We start from the raw sequence: 16,488 nt of genomic DNA on the forward strand, positions 1-16,488 counted from the left end.
CCGATTTCAGCCCACCGATTTAGGATTGGCTAGCATTATGGCGACGCAAAACGGTTTTGATGCGGGCCATCAGTTCGCGGGTGTTGAACGGTTTGGTAATGTAATCGTCGGCTCCGGCCTCCAGCCCCCGCACCTTATCAAAATCCTGATCCTTCGCGGTCAGCATCACAATGGGAATGTTGGAAAAGGCGCGAATCCGCCAACACAGCTCCATGCCATCCACTTCTGGCAGCATTAGATCGAGCAGAATAATGTCCGGCACCTGCTTGTGAAACTGCTTCAGCGCCGTCAATCCATCCGCTGCTGTAGTCACCTCATACCCTTCCCGTTGTAATGCGTAGGAAAGGCTATCGCGCAGGGCAGCTTCATCATCGACTAATAAAACGTGAGGCATTTTTCGTCACCATTCAATCGTCCATGAGCGTACCGACGATGTTAAATGAAGCACATCTTTCTTGAGAAGTAAATTGCTCACGGTTCCCCCATTCGCGCCCCCTTATCGCGCCCCCTTATCGCGCCCCAATCGTTTTCTGGAACGCCGGACGTTCGGTTAGGCGCTTGACGTAGGCTTGCAGAGCTGGGTAGCCTTCAAAATTGATTTGCAACATCAAGGGCATGTAGGCCAACATTGAGCCAACGGCGACATCCACCACGGTGAACTCGTTTCCTTGCAGGTAAGGCTGCTGCTGCAAGCGTTCGTTCAGCGGCCCAAACAGGCGGGGCATCTCTTTTTCGCGGCTGGCTTCGACAAAAATGCCGGGACCGAGGGTGGCATTGGCAAACAAAATCCACTGATTCGCCTCGGCGCGTTGTTCCAGCGTCATCGGTGTGCCATACTTTTCCGCCAGGTACAGCAAAATCGCCCCCGACTCCCAGAGGCGAAAATCGCCGTCCACAATCGCAGGCACCTTGCCCATCGGGTTGATTGCCAGATACTCTGGCTGCCGATGTTCTCCTGCTGCCATGTCCAGCACCACATACTCGTAGGGAATTCCCAGTTCTTCCAAATACCAGCGCACAATCGAAGCGCGGCTGCGGGCACCGCCGTAAAGTTTCAACATAGTGAAGACAGGTTTGTTAGTTTTGAGTTTTGAGTTTTGAGTTTTGAGTTGGGGGGGTTTTGAGGTTTGAGGTTTGAGGTTTGAGTTTTGAGTTGGGGGGGTTTTGAGGTTTGAGGTTTGAGGTTTGAGGTTTGAGGTTTGAGGTTTGAGGTTTGAGGTTTGAGGTTTGAGGTGGGGGAGTGGAATTGGGGTTCGAGGTTTAAGGTTTGAGGTTTGAGTTAGAGCGTGTTTTAGAGGTCCTAAATGCTACTTGAATAGCCGCTACTCTTGAGGAATCTGGTTTGAGAGTTCCCCAACCTGTAGCCTTAACGGGCATACCAGAAAGGGGATGTAGGGGGCTTTTCAAACACCCCTCAAACCCCAAAACTCAAAACTCAAAACTCCCCAAAGCGATATTGCATTCAACCTTCTTGAAACACTGCTGCACAAAAGCAAGCTTCAAAACTCAAAACTCAAAACTCAAAACTCAAAACTTAAACCTCAACCCTCCCCCAACTCAAAACTCAAAACTCAAAACTCAAAACTTCCTAATTGTTAAAGGACCTGATGGGTGTAGGCGTGCTGCTTGACGTTGTCTTCGGTTTTGACGATGCGGTCCGAGTTGAGGACGCGCTTGCGCTCGGTGGAATAGTTGAAGTCGGTTTTGTGAGTGCCTAGAGGAACGTGGGTTTGGGCTTCGGGACGGCTCTTGTAGGTGCGGGCGGCGGCAATGGCTCGGTAGGCAAAGTCATCGCAGAATTGGGTTTCCGGCGGAAAATCAGCAGGGAGCTGCGGCTCTTCTGCGGGTAAAACGGCTCCCAGGGTAGTGGCAACCGCCAGTTCATAGGAGGTGGGAATGCCTTTGACGAGAGCTTCCAGCGCTGCCGAAGGAATCGGCTCCGCAATTTTGACCTGGCAGACTTCACCGTCGGCTTTGATAAAGCAGGTGGCCAGACCAATCAGAACATAATCGTCTGCCGACACATCGGGCGCGTTGGGGTAGGTTGCAGCGGTTGTCATAGGGCAATCTCAAATCGTCAAAAATTATGGCTCTCTGAATTTTAAATCCTTCTGTTGCTCTGCTTGCTGCTTCTCGACCCAGATAGACTTAAATATTCATGTAACGCTTCGTGGATTCATCTTGTGAATTCATCCTAGAAATTGCCTCAGCACCGTGCTAGTAGCCTGTCCCGTTTTAGTCCAGCTAAACTGACTGGCTCTGGCTAAACCGGCGGTTTGCAGTTGGGTTCGGGTCTGGGGATCGCTAGCCACTTGGTGCATTGCTGTGGTCAGAGCGGCTTCGCTGTAGGGATCAACCAGCATCGCCGCATCGCCAACCACTTCCGGCAGGGACGACAGATTAGACGTAATTACAGGCGCACCGCAGGCCATTGCCTCCAGCACCGGAAAGCCAAAGCCCTCCCAGAGACTGGGATACACCATTGCCAAAGCCCGACTCAGCAGCACGGGCAGTTGGTCATAGGCGACGTAATCCAAAAACCGCACCCGTTCGGCAAGGCCCAATTCTCTGGCTCTGGTCTGCAAGCTGGGGGTAAAGCGCGGATCGGCGGATCCGGCGATCCAGAGTTCGTGGTCCTGACCCTGGGGCAGCGCCGCAAAGGCATTGATTAAGCGATGCAGGTTCTTGTACGGATCATGCCGTCCCACGTAGAAGAAATAGGGCCGTTCAGGGTCTGGTTCAGGATTGGGTTCGCCTGCACCCACCGGACGAAAATGAGCGCTGTCGTGGGCTAAGGGAATTGGCGTAATCTTACTGACCGGCACACCATAGAAATCGATCAAGTCCTGCGCCGTAGCTTGCGAGTTGCAGAGAATATGGCGGGCTTGCTGCAACACCAGCGGCACATAATAGCGGAAATAATGGGTCAGGGGCGAGGTGAAGCGAGGAAACCGGAGCGGAATCACATCATGCACCATGACTACCGCCGGACAGCGCAGCCCCAGCGGAATTTCGGGTACGGGCGAAAACAGCAGCCCCGCCTGCAATTTCCGGCAAATCGGCGGTACGGCAAACTGGGTCCAGGCCATGCGGCGAAAATGACCGAGTTTGCCCTGCTCGTAGGTGAGGTTGGCGGGGACTTCGTAGTAGGTGAGGCTGGAGGTGGGGGAGATGCGGCTCGTGAGCCTCGCCGAACGAGGGGAGATGGGGGGAGTGAGCTGTTGCAGGCGCGGTAGAAAACTGGCTGAGGCCAAGAGGGTGAGGGCTGTTTCCTGGAGGTGAGGAATTAAGTTGATGGCATAGGTGGCTAAGCCGGTTGGTTTTTGGCCGACAAAGGCTAAATTCACCACTAGCGGTTGACTAGAACCCATACCGGCCTCTTCGATTGCAGTCGTCACTTCGCGTTCAGTTTCGGCTGGGCTTTGGTCTGACCCTGATTTTTCTGACCAGAGGACACGACCCGCCGCCAAATCGGTTTGGTCACTTTTGCTAACTGGCGTTTCAGGTAGTCCACATAGAGTGGCTTGACATGGGGACTGGTATAGGGAAGTTTGGGCAAATGCCGATGGGTGGAAAAGATCACAAACACCTCATTGGCATAGACCGGCGCAAACCCCTGCCCGATCAGCTTAAACAGCACAGTATCAACTGTCTCCACCATGCCCTTGTGCAGAATCAGCCAGGGAAAGCCGCCCTTCTTGAGAAACGTCTTGTAGTCCGTAATCGGGTTGGGCAGTTGGATCCTAAACACAGTAGGCGCTACAACTGGTTCCTCCGGCGGGGCTTGTTGCCGCATAAACGCCACTGTTTCCTGCCAGGGGGCAAACCGGAATTGCGGTGCGACAATGCTGAGTTCGGTCACTTTAGCGGCTGGCAAAAGCTGCACCACGTTGAAGGCCAACCCCACCAAGCGAGTATCGGGATTCAGCGGGTTGATCGAATTCAGCGAAATGGTGCGGCTGACCTCAAACTGAATATTGGTAAAGGGCCGCTGGCTTTGCAAGACAGACTGGGGCACATAGGCCCGCAAAATCTGTCGCCCCTCGTTGCTAAACAGCAAATCATAGGGCAGCGGCTGCTGATTCACCTCCAGCTTCAGGGTTTTAATCAGCTCTGGCAGCGTCACCGTTAGACCCACCATCTGAAATTCCAGATAGGCATCGGTGCTGGTATCGAAGGGAATATCGAGCGTGGCTGAGGGGGTAGGACCAATCCAGCGATAGGCCAGCGGATCCTGGTTAAAATACTCTCGCCGTTGCCAACCCGTGCCCCGCAGCGGCTGACAAAAATCGTAGAGGGCAACCTTGGGTGGCTTGGGATGCAGCTCCCGATAGCGTTGGTCATAGTGTTTTTCCAGCAGGGTGGCTAGCTGCTCAGACGAGAGTTGCGGGTCCGGCTGGTCCACCAATTCCGGCACCACCTCAGCTCCAAAGCGGTCAATCAAATCGCGCTGCATCGCCGCGAACCGGACCTCAAAAATTTCCTTGGCATGCCGGTAGAGCACATCATCCAATCGCGTATTGGCCTGAATCACCTCTAGAGTGCTGGCCGGAATCTCCTGGACCACCTTCTGCTTGCCCGCCGCGTTCTCCTTCCGGCTGTTGAAAATCGGCTTCCAGCCAAAGATGTAGGACAGCAAAAACAGCGAATCCTGAAACCGCTCCACCAGGCCGACAAAGGCAAAGTCATCCAAACTCGCCTTCGCCAAATCCAGCGTTTCCTGCGGCGACAGACTCTCCAGACTAAACTGGGCCGTTTTCGCCACATGGTAGGTCTGGATATTCTTACCCACCTTGCCTGCCGTCAGCTTTTGGGCAAACTCCTCCAGCGTCATGTCCTTCACCGCTTCGTAGTGGGGGTCCCCCGGCATGCGGCGAATGTATTCGTAATGGGAAATCACCCGCGCCACCGGCTCCCGCAGCACCGTGACATTGATCACCTGTTTCCCTGGCAGCAACTCCGGCAGGTTAATAAAGCCGAGGTGTCCTCGAAACAGCCGGTAGGACTGGATCTCCTCTGGTGACATTTTGGCCAACTGGGCATTCAGCGTCGCCGGACAGACATCACTGCAATGAAACTGATCTTCCACAATTGTGCGGAAGGTCATGCCTGCTGTCTTGGGAATATGGCAAAAATACAGAACGTCGTCGGCTTGCAGATTGTACTGGGTGGGAAAGTTTCTCATAGAAGTTTTAAGTGTTGAGTTTTGAGTTTTGAGTTGAATCAGCTAAATTCAAAACTCGATTCGATACTGAAGTTTCAAGTGTTGAGTTCTAAGCTGAGTAGCCCAAACCGACTCTTAACTCAAACCTTAAAACTCAAACCTCAAAACTATTTAAAGCGCGGCTTTGTTGACGGCATTGGTGTTGATTGGGACGTTGGAGGCGGCGCAGTAAGCTTCGACCACTTCTGCCGGGTCGCCCATCATCCGCACCTGATGGTTATCGATCCACATGGCGCGGTCGCAGATGTTCATGACGCTGGCGACCGAATGGGTCACAAGCACCATAGTGACGCCGCCGTCCTTGAAGCTCATCATCTTGTCGAGGCATTTCTTCTGGAAGCGAATATCACCAACGCCCAGCACCTCATCGATCAGCAGAATTTCGGGATCCAGGTGGGCCACCACCGAAAAGCCCAACCGCGCCAGCATGCCGCTGGAATAAACCCGCACCGGACGGTTAACAAAATCGCCCAGCTCCGAAAACTCAATAATTTCGTCCATTTTGCGGCGGATTTCCTTGCGAGTCAGCCCCAGCAGCACGCCATTCAGCTCCACATTTTCGCGCCCGGTCAGTTCAGCATGGAAGCCCGCTCCCAACGCCAACAATGGCGAAACTCGACGCCGCACCACCACCCGGCCTTTGTTCGGCTTCAAGACGCCTGCAATCAGCCCTAGGGTTGTGCTTTTCCCGGCTCCGTTGTTGCCGATAATGCCGAAATTTTCGCCTTCGTAGACCTCAAACGAGATATTCGACAGCGCCTCAAATCGTTCCTGCCGCATCGAGGTCAGACTCTTGGGAAAGTTAAACAAAAAGTTTTTGATCCCGCGAATATGGCCGTAGAGCGGATAGGACTTACTGACGTTGTAGAAACTAATGACCGGTTCTCTCATAGCACTTCTGCAAATTTCCAGGACAGGCGTCGGTAAATCACCATACCAATCGCAAAAAACAGCGCCGCATAACCCGCACTCACGGCCAGAAACAACCACTCGACTCTGCCATCGAGCAGCAGCTCGCGCCAACCAGCAATCAGGGGGGCTGCCGGATTCAAGAACATATAGTGACGCACATGCTCTGGAATTAGGTCGAGGGGGTACAGTACCGGAGTCAGGTAAAACGCGAAGTTGAGCACAATGCTCATCAGCCGTTCCAAATCCCGGAAGAACAAATTAATCGACGCTAGACCTAGAGCAATGCCGTAGACCATAAAGAAGTGCACCACTAGCCATAGAGGAATTCCATAGAGCCAAGTTAGGCTAGGCACCCGCTGATAAAACAGCAGGAACAGGACGATCACCGGAATCGACATGATGAAGTGGATCATGTGATTCGTCACCATACAGAGCGGCACAATGTTGCGGGGAAAGTTCACCTTCTTAATAATCGAAGCATTGCCGACAAACACATTCGACGCCGACCCCACCGCGTTGGTAAACCATTGCCAGGGGAACACGCCCGTTAGCAAAATCAACTGGTAGTCCGGCACGCGCAGCCGCATCAAAATCTGAAACGCCACAAAGTAAACCACCGCTGCCGCCAACGGATTGGCAATCGACCACAGATAGCCCAGCAGCTTGTTGTTATACCGCACCTTCAGCTCTTTTTGCAGCAGAACAATCAGGATGTCCCGATAGTTCTCCCAGTTGCGGTTGTTACCTAATAGATTAACTTTGCCCTTCCTGCGAATTCGCTGACTTACACTCACACTCCCCACCTTCCTAACTGCGTCGCTTGGCTTACCTAACTGACAGTGATTCTAACTGACAGTGATTCTACGTCCTTAGTGCCCTCAATTCAGTACTTCCAATGATCAAATGTTCCTACTATAAGGACTAGTGCTATTGCCTACCTCCCCTAACTGGTCAAAACGAGAGCCAATTTCTAAATGTTACCTTGTCTTAACAAACACTCCAAAGCAAGATAATACCCCACTCTGAGCAGACAAAAAACAGCGGCTGCTTTTCTTGTGGCACAACATCGTAGAAGTCTATGCTCTGCTGAGACCTCGACGGAACTCTTTAGCCGCTTCTCATCTAGAGGTTTGGGCCAACAAAACACCGATTCAGCAAGGTAAATCCAATTCTGCGAACTCAGGAAACTCGCTATGCTCGATGCGCTCGTAGGCATCTGCCCGTAGAATCAGCTTGAACTGGTCCCAAGTGCGTCCATGGTAAACGATGTGTTGATCAGTCGTTCTGTCAAGCAGTTGAGCCATCCGTCATTGCTTTGCTGTCAACAAAATGTACTCATGGGCTAGTGGTTTGCATCAATGGTAATCAACTGTAATCAACGATCATTGCAACTACTCAGGCTCCTCACCTAAAAACTTGATGTTGCTGCCTTCCAACGCATCTGCTTTGTGGCAATTTTTGCATGGTTATAGAATTTTTGCATCTTATCAGGCTGTGCTCTTTCGGGATACAGCTTGCAGCGTCTGTTGAAGTGATAAATTCCTTTTTCATTCCATGCTCTGAACCGACCCCCTTTGAGTGGCTCACCTGCAACAGGTTTCAATAGAATTTGGACCTTTTTCAGTATTTTTAACCTAGGGTGCTCTGCAATTTCTGCTTCTAAATCACTTAGTAGTGCCTCAATAACTGTGTTGATGGAGAGAGGAACGTTGAAGATGAGTACTTAACAAGCCAATTGATTCGCTTGACAAAGCTAAATTTAATTTTGGAGTTTCCTTAACTTCGTCTATCCGAGCCTTTATAAAAACTTTGATCTGAGTCCAGTAAGGCAAAATTAGTATCATTATGATTAGCAACTAATTTTCTAATTATTGTGTCAGCGTCAATATATTTTGAATCATCCCTCTCATTCAAGCTTTTGTTGCTCAAGATCCTGTTTGGGACTGAGCGAGTGAACGAGCGTAACTTGGCGAGTCAGGATTCATCCGGTGCTCCGACCCAACAGTCGATCAATGGAAATGCTTAGATCCGGAAAGGCAAGCGGGGCAATTGTTCCAGTTTCAAGGGTGATACTAGATTGATAGTTGCCGTCAACAGGTGAACGAAACACAATCAGCTTCATGATTCTTAGGTTGATCACCCAGTATTCTCTAATTCCAGCAGCAGCATAGATCCGGCTCTTTTCTTCCAGGTCTTTGCTAAGGCTAGAATCGGAAAACTCAATCAGCCAAAAAATATCATCTGGGTAAGGATGATGCTGGAGGTAAACTTCGATTGGATGGAGAGCCACGATGGCGATATCAGGTTCCGGCTCAGAAGCGCTATTCAATAAGGTAATCGGTTTGGCTTCACGCACTTTGGCACGACGGCCCAAAATTGAGCGCAAATAATCTCCAGCTTCTTGAGAATAGGCAGCATGAGGTGTGCCTTCGGGAGCCATTTCGATGATTTCTCCATTCAAAAGCTCGACTTGCCGGTTTGCTAAAATGCCTGCCGCGATCATCCGATGGTAATCCTCGATTGTCCATTTTGCGGTTACGACTGCCATAGCAATCTGGGTTTGCGAATTGAGATTGTGTAATTGCTTCAGTTTAAGTTTAGCGGCAATTACCGGACAACCGATTCGCATCAACCTCATCTATTCTCGATCCGTTGCCGCAGTCCCAAACTATAGCGGGTCGAACGAATGTTAGTGAGAAAATGAAACGGACGCACAGATGTATTACGAAAACCAGGCGCACGCAGGAAAATTACATGACCAGGAGTGGTATTAAGTAAAACAGCATTTGTTCCCTGGCGGTCATCACAGCGATAAAATTCGGCTTGCCCACTCAGGTTAACTAGGGCAATCAGATTAATCGCCCTCAGACTGTCTCGATGGGGAGTGATGCCGAGCTGACCAGGGGCATACCGTTGCAGCACCAGTTCCGTGAATTGCAAGGGGGTCCTGAACGGATAGTCATCTAGCCGAGCGCACGCCTGATCGATCAAGCTCTGAAATGCCTGCTTAAACTCAGCATACAGCCCAGCTTCGGGAAATTGGTTGAAGACACTATAGTCAGTTCTGACAATGCGGTCGCCAGTGCCAATGGTTTTTACCTCTGGTTCGTAGTCAAAGCCCTCTGCTGCTTGCTGAAGCGCCTGCCTCGCTGATTCGGTCAACAAGGGAATAGATACCGCGCCTTCAGTTGCTAAGACATGAATCAGGGAATGAATATCAAGCGGAGTGATGAAGAAGGAAGTACCTCCGAATTCTATACCTCCAGCATAGCGTCAGCGAGGGATATTAATTGGCGAGAGTGCTGCCCGCGACCAACAGGTTGAGCTGCGCGAACAACAGCGAAGAGCGTGAACAGGGTTGGTTCGAACATGCGGCCGATCAAGTTTGGTGATGATGTAGTTGAGCTTAATCAATTAGATCCTTTGCAAAGCGAGGCCGAAACAGAACAATTTCTGGTTGTCTATAAACAAGCTCTTAAGATTAAATAAAACAACTATCTAAAGATAGAAATTTGTAGTATTAATCACAAGCACTAATCACAAATTGATGACATAGCTACTGCAAAACTAGATTTCGAAACTTTTTTAAAGAATCTATAAAGATGAAAAGTTTCTCATGACCGTCATAAAGGTCTGTTTGTAAATTGAGGATGTTCGCTGAACTTAATAAATTTCCCTTGATGTTTCGATACTTCAGTATCCCATCTGAAGTAATTTCAACTGGAGTAAGAGTAAGCATTACTATCTTCTAAATTGCTGCTGTGCAGAGTAGGTACGTTCATGAATTTGACGGATCAAGCTTTAGCTCACACCAACTCCATAACCGCAGATTCCATCGTAGATCCCACTGTTTCAATTGTAATTCCAGTTCACAATGGCGGTGAGAATTTTCATCGCTGTTTGTCGAGCCTGAAACAGTTCATTCCTGCTGCTGTGGAAATCATCGTTGTTGTCGATGGCAGCACCGATCACTCTGAGCAATTGGCTCAAGAATTTGGAGCCAAAGTTCTCAAATTTCCCACACCCGGAGGACCAGCACGGGCGCGCAATTTAGGGGCAAGTGTGGCTAAGGGCGATATTCTGTTTTTTCTAGATGCAGATGTCACCGTCCATGCCGATACGCTGGAGCAAGTGGTTGCTGTTTTTCGCAATCAACCTGATTTGGCGGCGTTAATTGGTTCCTATGATGATGCCCCAGGAGAAACTAATTTCTTGTCCCAGTATAAGAACTTGTTTCACCACTACACACATCAAACATCGAGCGAAACGGCATCTACGTTTTGGGGCGCCTGCGGCGCAATTCGACGCGATATCTTTTTGAAGGTGGGCGGATTCGATCAAAGGTACCGCTATCCTTCGGTAGAAGACATCGAGTTGGGATATCGGCTGAAGCGAGCAGGGTATCAAATCCGGCTGTGTAAAAACGTGCAGGTCAAGCATTTGAAGTGTTGGCGGCCTAGTTCACTCTTGAAAGCCGAGTTCTTCTATCGAGCTTTGCCCTGGACAGAGCTGCTTTGGCGCGATCGACAGTTTGTCAACGACTTAAACTTAAAGGTTTCTAGTCGCGTCAGCTTGTTGTTAACCTATGGCCTATTGATTGCCATTATTGCCGTATTCTGGTGGAGAGCCGCGATTTGGATTGCTATTGGGTTGGGCTGCATTCTTTTCGCTATCAACTTTCCTGTATACCAATTCTTCCAACAGAAACGAGGTGTCTGGTTTGCTTGCCAAACGATTGTCTGGCACTGGCTCTATTTCTTATACAGCGGGCTGGCTTTCGCAATCGGCACAATTCGCTATCACGGATTTGTCAAACATAGAATCTCAAAACCTAAACTGATGCATATTTCTGAGCCTTAGATTAATAGCTAGTAGACTGATAGCTCAGTAGATTGATAGCTCAGTAGATTGACAGTTCAGTCAAAATCGACCGCAATCCAATGAAATCGATCAGTGGATTCAATCAATTCGATCAGTTCTAACGAACACGAGTTGACTTCGATAATGTTGTTGATTTTTCGCCATCTTAAAGGAGATTTTGGAATAGTGCGTTACCCTGTCGCAATTATCGGTGCAGGTCCAGCCGGATTAACCGCTGGCTATGAGCTTGTTAAACGCGGTGTTCTGCCAATTGTTTTGGAAAAAGCTAATCTGGTGGGAGGCATTTCCCGTACCGAAACCTACAAAGGCTATCGGTTCGACATTGGTGGACATCGCTTTTTTACTAAAGTGCCGCAGGTACAGCAATTTTGGTATGAGATTCTGCAAGATGAATTTATTCAGGTGCCTCGTTTATCTCGTATCTATTATCAAGGTAAGTTCTACAGCTATCCTCTTTCCTTATTTAATGCATTATCTAATTTAGGAGCAGTCAATAGCGTTTTGATTCTTCTGAGTTACCTCAAAGCCAAAATTAGGGACAAATTAAACCTAACTCCAGAGCCGGAAACCTTTGAAGACTGGGTAATTGACTGCTTTGGTGAACGCCTTTACCGCATATTTTTCAAAACCTATACGGAGAAGGTATGGGGCATTCCCTGCAACAAAATTCAGGCCGATTGGGCTGCTCAACGAATCCAGGGTATGTCGCTGAAGCGGGCCGTACTGAATGCCGTATTTGGCAGCCAAACTGCCAAGAGCTTGATCAAGGAATTCGATTATCCGGTGCTGGGTCCAGGAATGATGTGGGAGCGGTGCAAGGAATTAATTGAACAACAAGGCGGCACAGTTCAACTGGATACATCGATTACGCGCATTGAGCGGCAAGGGAATCGAGTTAAAAGCATTACGGCTCAACAGGGTGATCAAACAACAGAGATTTTTGCAGATCACTTTATTTCTAGTATGCCAATCACGGCTTTGCTGAACTGCCTTGATCCGCTACCACCGCCCGACGTTTTGCAAGCAGCGCGTGGCCTGAAATATCGTGATTTCCTAATCGTGGCTATAGTAGTCAAGCGGGAGCATCTTTTCCCAGATAATTGGATTTACATCCATAGTCCAAAGTTTAAAGTAGGACGTATTCAGAACTTTAAGAACTGGAGCATGGCGATGGTACCTGATCCGAGCAAAACCTGCCTGGGGATGGAATATTTTTGCAGCGAAGGCGACGAACTGTGGCAAAAATCGGATGCCGAGTTGATCGAGATGGCAACCCAAGAGGCGATCAGCTTAAAGCTGGGCATTCAGCCCGGAGACGTGGAAGATGGAGTGGTGATTCGGCAACATAAAGCCTATCCGGTCTATGACGGTGAATATCGCCAGCATCTTCAGGTGATTCAAGATTACCTATCAACCTTTGAGAATTTGCAAACGGTGGGACGGAATGGGATGCACCGCTATAATAACCAAGACCATTCGATGCTAACCGCTATGCTGGCCGTCCAGAATATCTTAGGTGAAAAGCATGATCTATGGGCAGTAAATACAGAGCGCTCGTATCACGAAGAGTTTACTAAAGAGCAATGGACAACTGTTAAACAACAGCTCGCTGAAAGCCAGGTTGCAGTTTAAAGACAAAAATCCTCCAGCCCACACCCAAACTAGTTGTACCTGAGCCAAGATTATGACAACGCCGCAAGTCACCATTGTCGTTACGCCCCGTGAGCGATTCAGTTATACTCAAGAATCGTTAGAGAGCATCTTTGCCTACACCACAATGCCATATAAGCTAGTGTACATCGATGGCAACTCACCGTCTAACGTGCAGCAATATTTACAGCAAAAGGCAGCAGCAAAAGGATTTGAACTGATTCGCACTGATTATTACCTCACGCCCAATCGGTCCAGAAACCTCGGCCTAGCCAAAGTAGACACCAAATATGTCGTATTCATCGACAATGATGTGGTGGTGACACCAGGCTGGTTAGAAGCGCTGGTCAACTGTGCCGAAGAAACTGACGCGACCGTGGTAGGGCCGCTGATGTGTCAGCATTTGCCACTACACGAAATCATTCACTTTGCCGGTGGCGAAGCGCGCATTATCCGAGATGTTAAAGGCAGAAACCGGCTGCGAGAAAAGATGTATCGCCAGGGTCAACAGGTAGCAGCGGTACGGTCTCAGCTTCAGCGCACTCAAACCGAACTATCGGAATTTCACTGTACCTTAGTGCGCAGAGAAATTTTTGACAAGCTAGGTCCGTTCGATGAGGTCATGCTGAACACGAAGGAACATGTGGACTTTTGCATGAGCGTTGCGGCAGCAGGCGGTACGGTATATTTTGAGCCGGACTGTCTCGCCACCTATGTGCCAACCTCGCCGTTAGCGTGGAGTGATTTGCACTTCTATATGCTGCGTTGGAGCGATGCTTGGGAATTAGCCAGCCTAGACCGGCTGCGGCAAAAATGGAATCTGACCGAGGACAGCAGCTACTTCAAGCAAAAATATAAGGCGCTGGGATGGCGACGGCGGCATACGATCTTGATGCCGATTGTGCGGGCACTCACTTTGGGCATCCGCAATGTTTGGCTAGAAAAAGCGATTATGTACGGTCTCCTCGCTCCGATCGAGAAACGGCTCAATCGCTACTTGACGGACCAATACGCTAAACGGCATCTGGCTTCCCCAGAGACGATTCAGTGGCAGGGCATTTCGTCACCACAGGAGGGGCATGAGAATTCTGCTGCTGCATGACTATGGAACAGCAACGGGTGGGGCTGAGCTGCAAATGCTCTCATTGCGCCGAGGCTTGCGTGAGCGGGGCCATGAGGTGAGGCTGCTGACGAGTCGGGCACAAATGGTGGCCAACAGTCCGCTTTTGGCCGATTATGATTGCTTCGGCACCACCGGAAAACTGCAAGTGCTTTCCCAAACAATCAATCCTTCAGCCTATTGGGTGCTGCGGCAGGCACTAGAGGAGTTTCAGCCCGATGTAGTGCATGTGCGCATGTTCATGTGGCAATTATCGCCCTTGATCCTGCCGCTGTTAAAAACTATTCCCTGTCTGTATCAAACTGCCGTGTACAAAGCGATTTGTCCGTTGGGTACCAAGGTGTTGCCCGATGGTCAAGCCTGTTCGTTCACGGCAGGACCAGCCTGTTTGCAGATGGGCTGTTTGACACCCCAATCCTGGCTACCGCTGATGCTGCAACGGCACCTTTGGCAGCGCTGGAAGTCGGTGTTTGATTTGGTAGTAGCCTTGAGCTACGGCATGAAAGCCAAGCTAGAAGCCGAAGGAATTCAGCCGATTGAAGTGGTTCACAATGGTGTGCCTGAACGTTCAATTCGTCCTGCTTTATCCGATCCGCCAACGGTGGTATTTGCCGGACGGCTGGTGCCCGAAAAGGGAGTCGAGGTGCTGCTGCGAGCGTTTGCCCAGGCTCACGTTCCTCAGGCGCAGTTGTTGATTGCCGGACAGGGCAGCGAGGCAGCGGCTCTCCAAACATTGGCCGCCGAACTGGGAATTGCCGATTGCGTCACTTGGCTGGGGCATTTGCCGGTGGCTGAAATGGAGCGTCGGTTTGAGACCGCTTGGGTGCAGGTGGTGCCGTCGTTGTGGGAGGAGCCGTTTGGCAATGTTTCGACCGAGGCGATGATGCGTGGTACGGCAGTCATTGCCAGTGCGGTGGGTGGGCAGCCCGAAATCGTTGATGCTGGCGTGACGGGTTTCTTGGTGCCGCCGGGTGATATAGCCGCATTGTCAAATGCGTTACGACAGCTTCTGCTGAACCGCGATTTGGCAGAACAAATGGGGCAGGCTGGTCGGCAGCGAGCCTTGACGCACTTTAGCGAAACCCAACGCACCGAACGCTTTATCGAGATTTATCAACGGTTGCGTTCGCGCTATCCTCAAGCAACCGAGATTGAACCAGCCAAAGCATTGGCAGCAGGAATCAAGCAGAGATGAGCCAGAGATGAGCCAGAGATGAGCATCCGGGAGAAGGCGATTCAGGGCGTTCTGTGGTCGGCACTGCAAAACTGGGGCAGCCAGGTCGGATCACTGCTGGTTTTCTTTTTGTTGGCTCGCCTGCTGACTCCGGAAGCGTTTGGGCTGGTGGCAATGGCTAATATTTTTCTAGCCTTCATGCAGATTTTTTTACAGCAGGGCTTCGCCCAAAGCTTGATTCAGCGCCAGGATTTGCAGCCAGACCACATTGACACTGCCTTTTGGACGAATTTGGCAATCGGAGCCTGTCTGACAGCATTTGGCTTAACAGCGGCTGGATGGGTGGCGGCCCAGTTTCAACAGCCCCAGCTCACCCCCATTCTGCAAGTTTTGTCGTTGCTGTTTCTGATCACCGCCTGCGGTAATGTGCAGCAAGCTCTATTGGAACGAGCTTTTAACTTCAGAGCGACGGCTACTCGCGCCTTAGCAGCCACCTTGGTAGGAGGAGCCGCAGGAATCGGGCTGGCGCTGACTGGGTTTGGGGTTTGGAGTTTGGTCGGTCAGCAGGTAATTCAGGAATTAACTGGTGTTTTAGTCCTGTGGCAAGCTAGCGATTGGCGACCGCGGTTCAGAGTTTCGTTGCCCCATTTCTGGCAGCTCTTTCGCTTCGGTATGCCAATTCTGGGCTTCAACTTTCTGAATTTTCTCAACAGCCGCGCTGATGATTTGCTGATTGGCTATTTTTTAGGCCCAGTGCCGCTGGGCTATTACTCGATTGCCTACCGAATTTTGGGCGTGATGCAGCAGTTGTTAGTACAAACCAGTCAACAAATTGCCCTGCCAACTTTTTCCCGGTTGCAAGGTGATCTAGAGCAATTTCGGCAAGCATTCTACACGGCCACCCAGTTGACTAGTTTAATCGCCTTTCCTGTGTTCCTGGGCGTGCTGGTGTTAGCACCCGAACTGGTGGTGATGCTATTTGGTGAGCAATGGACACCTTCGATTCCAGTCTTGCAGGTGCTGGCGCTGGCCGGGATCTTTCAATCGATTAGTTTCTTCAAAAGTTCGGTGTTCATGGCGATGGGCAAACCAAGCTGGAGTTTATGGCTATCGCTCCTGACCGTAATATTGAATTTAATTGGCTTCTCAATTGCAGTGCGCTGGGGAATCGTTGCAGTAGCTGCGGCTTTTGTGATTCGAGGATATGTAGTTTTTCCGATTGGGCAATGGGCGGTTAGTCGATTGATTCATATACCTGTTCTAGTCTACGTGAAACAATTCACGGCACCATTGCTAAGCGCGATGATGATGGCAGGATTTCTATTTTTACTTAGAAACTGGCTACTAGGGCTTACATCTCTGTACGTTCTAGTTGTCCCGGTAAGCGCCCTACTGGCAGCACTGTTTTATATTGGACTGATTCGCTTTTTCTCTCCTACCTTGTTTCATAAACTTTCAACTATACTGTACTCACCCTTTACTAAAAAAGTAAAAACGCCCAGTTGAATACCGAATCAAGATCCATTC

The 16,488-nt window shown here is 50.1% G+C and carries 15 protein-coding genes; 5 read left to right on the plus strand and 10 right to left on the minus strand.

The genetic code is table 11. The features are described 5' to 3' along the window. Positions 1-19 precede the first annotated feature (19 nt). The 10 genes from HJG54_RS17070 to HJG54_RS17115 all read right to left on the minus strand — a co-directional run bounded on the left by HJG54_RS17070 (position 20) and on the right by HJG54_RS17115 (position 9,301). Complete coding sequence (locus HJG54_RS17070; RefSeq protein ID WP_036006295.1) at positions 20-394, minus strand: response regulator transcription factor; 375 nt, start codon at positions 392-394, stop codon at positions 20-22. A 115-nt stretch (positions 395-509) separates the two neighbouring features. Continuing rightward, a complete protein-coding gene (locus HJG54_RS17075; protein WP_316430185.1) occupies positions 510-1,061 on the minus strand; it encodes a glutathione S-transferase family protein in 552 nt (183 codons plus the stop codon). Positions 1,062-1,595: 534 nt separating this feature from the next. Further along, complete coding sequence (locus tag HJG54_RS17080; RefSeq protein WP_316430187.1) at positions 1,596-2,060, minus strand: hypothetical protein; 465 nt, start codon at positions 2,058-2,060, stop codon at positions 1,596-1,598. Between the two features lie 129 nt (positions 2,061-2,189). Then, on the minus strand, positions 2,190-3,398 hold the full coding sequence (locus HJG54_RS17085; protein WP_316430188.1) for a glycosyltransferase family 1 protein: 1,209 nt from the start codon (positions 3,396-3,398) through the stop codon (positions 2,190-2,192). Further along, positions 3,395-5,185, minus strand: a complete 1,791-nt coding sequence (locus HJG54_RS17090; protein WP_316430190.1) for a sulfotransferase family 2 domain-containing protein — start codon at positions 5,183-5,185, stop codon at positions 3,395-3,397. Before HJG54_RS17090 ends, HJG54_RS17085 begins: the two co-directional genes overlap by 4 nt. 150 nt (positions 5,186-5,335) lie before the next feature. After that, positions 5,336-6,115 carry an ABC transporter ATP-binding protein gene (locus tag HJG54_RS17095; protein ID WP_316430191.1) on the minus strand — a complete coding sequence of 260 codons (780 nt, stop codon included), beginning with the start codon at positions 6,113-6,115 and terminating at the stop codon, positions 5,336-5,338. Then, the gene (locus HJG54_RS17100; RefSeq protein ID WP_051924714.1) at positions 6,112-6,930 is read right to left on the minus strand and encodes an ABC transporter permease; all 819 of its coding nucleotides are present in this window, start codon (positions 6,928-6,930) and stop codon (positions 6,112-6,114) included. Before HJG54_RS17100 ends, HJG54_RS17095 begins: the two co-directional genes overlap by 4 nt. Before the next feature lie 357 nt (positions 6,931-7,287). Further along, the gene (locus tag HJG54_RS17105) at positions 7,288-7,440 is read right to left on the minus strand and encodes a hypothetical protein (protein ID WP_316430193.1); all 153 of its coding nucleotides are present in this window, start codon (positions 7,438-7,440) and stop codon (positions 7,288-7,290) included. Positions 7,441-8,117: 677 nt separating this feature from the next. Then, complete coding sequence (locus HJG54_RS17110; protein WP_316430195.1) at positions 8,118-8,684, minus strand: Uma2 family endonuclease; 567 nt, start codon at positions 8,682-8,684, stop codon at positions 8,118-8,120. Positions 8,685-8,770: 86 nt separating this feature from the next. Continuing rightward, positions 8,771-9,301 carry a hypothetical protein gene (locus HJG54_RS17115; RefSeq protein WP_316430196.1) on the minus strand — a complete coding sequence of 177 codons (531 nt, stop codon included), beginning with the start codon at positions 9,299-9,301 and terminating at the stop codon, positions 8,771-8,773. Between the two features lie 615 nt (positions 9,302-9,916). Here HJG54_RS17115 and HJG54_RS17120 point away from each other — a divergent pair. The 5 genes from HJG54_RS17120 (at position 9,917) to HJG54_RS17140 (ending at position 16,467) form a co-directional block, all read left to right on the plus strand. After that, positions 9,917-10,996, plus strand: a complete 1,080-nt coding sequence (locus HJG54_RS17120) for a glycosyltransferase family 2 protein (protein WP_316430199.1) — start codon at positions 9,917-9,919, stop codon at positions 10,994-10,996. A 186-nt stretch (positions 10,997-11,182) separates the two neighbouring features. Then, positions 11,183-12,649 (plus strand): NAD(P)/FAD-dependent oxidoreductase, encoded by a 1,467-nt coding sequence (locus HJG54_RS17125; protein WP_316430200.1) that lies wholly within the window; start codon positions 11,183-11,185, stop codon positions 12,647-12,649. A gap of 52 nt (positions 12,650-12,701) precedes the next feature. Beyond that, positions 12,702-13,769: a glycosyltransferase family 2 protein gene (locus HJG54_RS17130; RefSeq protein ID WP_316430201.1), complete on the plus strand. Its 1,068-nt coding sequence runs from the start codon at positions 12,702-12,704 to the stop codon at positions 13,767-13,769. After that, entirely contained in the window at positions 13,747-14,982 is a 1,236-nt protein-coding gene (locus HJG54_RS17135; RefSeq protein WP_316430202.1) for a glycosyltransferase family 4 protein, read from the plus strand. The genes HJG54_RS17130 and HJG54_RS17135 overlap by 23 nt, the downstream gene beginning before the upstream one ends. 18 nt (positions 14,983-15,000) lie before the next feature. Further along, the gene (locus HJG54_RS17140; protein ID WP_316430203.1) at positions 15,001-16,467 is read left to right on the plus strand and encodes a lipopolysaccharide biosynthesis protein; all 1,467 of its coding nucleotides are present in this window, start codon (positions 15,001-15,003) and stop codon (positions 16,465-16,467) included. Positions 16,468-16,488: the final 21 nt, after the last annotated feature.

This window comes from Leptolyngbya sp. NK1-12 (assembly GCF_032598965.1).
GTDB lineage: Bacteria > Cyanobacteriota > Cyanobacteriia > Elainellales > Elainellaceae > Elainella.

Bases quoted from the DNA above. Each gene is read 5' to 3' on its own strand.
- HJG54_RS17070 (WP_036006295.1), bottom strand. From the start codon at position 394: ATGCCTCACGTTTTATTAGTCGATGATGAAGCTGCCCTGCGCGATAGC.
- HJG54_RS17075 (WP_316430185.1), bottom strand. From the start codon at position 1,061: ATGTTGAAACTTTACGGCGGTGCCCGCAGCCGCGCTTCGATTGTGCGC.
- HJG54_RS17080 (WP_316430187.1), bottom strand. From the start codon at position 2,060: ATGACAACCGCTGCAACCTACCCCAACGCGCCCGATGTGTCGGCAGAC.
- HJG54_RS17090 (WP_316430190.1), bottom strand. From the start codon at position 5,185: ATGAGAAACTTTCCCACCCAGTACAATCTGCAAGCCGACGACGTTCTG.
- HJG54_RS17095 (WP_316430191.1), bottom strand. From the start codon at position 6,115: ATGAGAGAACCGGTCATTAGTTTCTACAACGTCAGTAAGTCCTATCCG.
- HJG54_RS17105 (WP_316430193.1), bottom strand. From the start codon at position 7,440: ATGGCTCAACTGCTTGACAGAACGACTGATCAACACATCGTTTACCAT.
- HJG54_RS17110 (WP_316430195.1), bottom strand. From the start codon at position 8,684: ATGGCAGTCGTAACCGCAAAATGGACAATCGAGGATTACCATCGGATG.
- HJG54_RS17120 (WP_316430199.1), top strand. From the start codon at position 9,917: ATGAATTTGACGGATCAAGCTTTAGCTCACACCAACTCCATAACCGCA.
- HJG54_RS17130 (WP_316430201.1), top strand. From the start codon at position 12,702: ATGACAACGCCGCAAGTCACCATTGTCGTTACGCCCCGTGAGCGATTC.
- HJG54_RS17135 (WP_316430202.1), top strand. From the start codon at position 13,747: ATGAGAATTCTGCTGCTGCATGACTATGGAACAGCAACGGGTGGGGCT.
- HJG54_RS17140 (WP_316430203.1), top strand. From the start codon at position 15,001: ATGAGCATCCGGGAGAAGGCGATTCAGGGCGTTCTGTGGTCGGCACTG.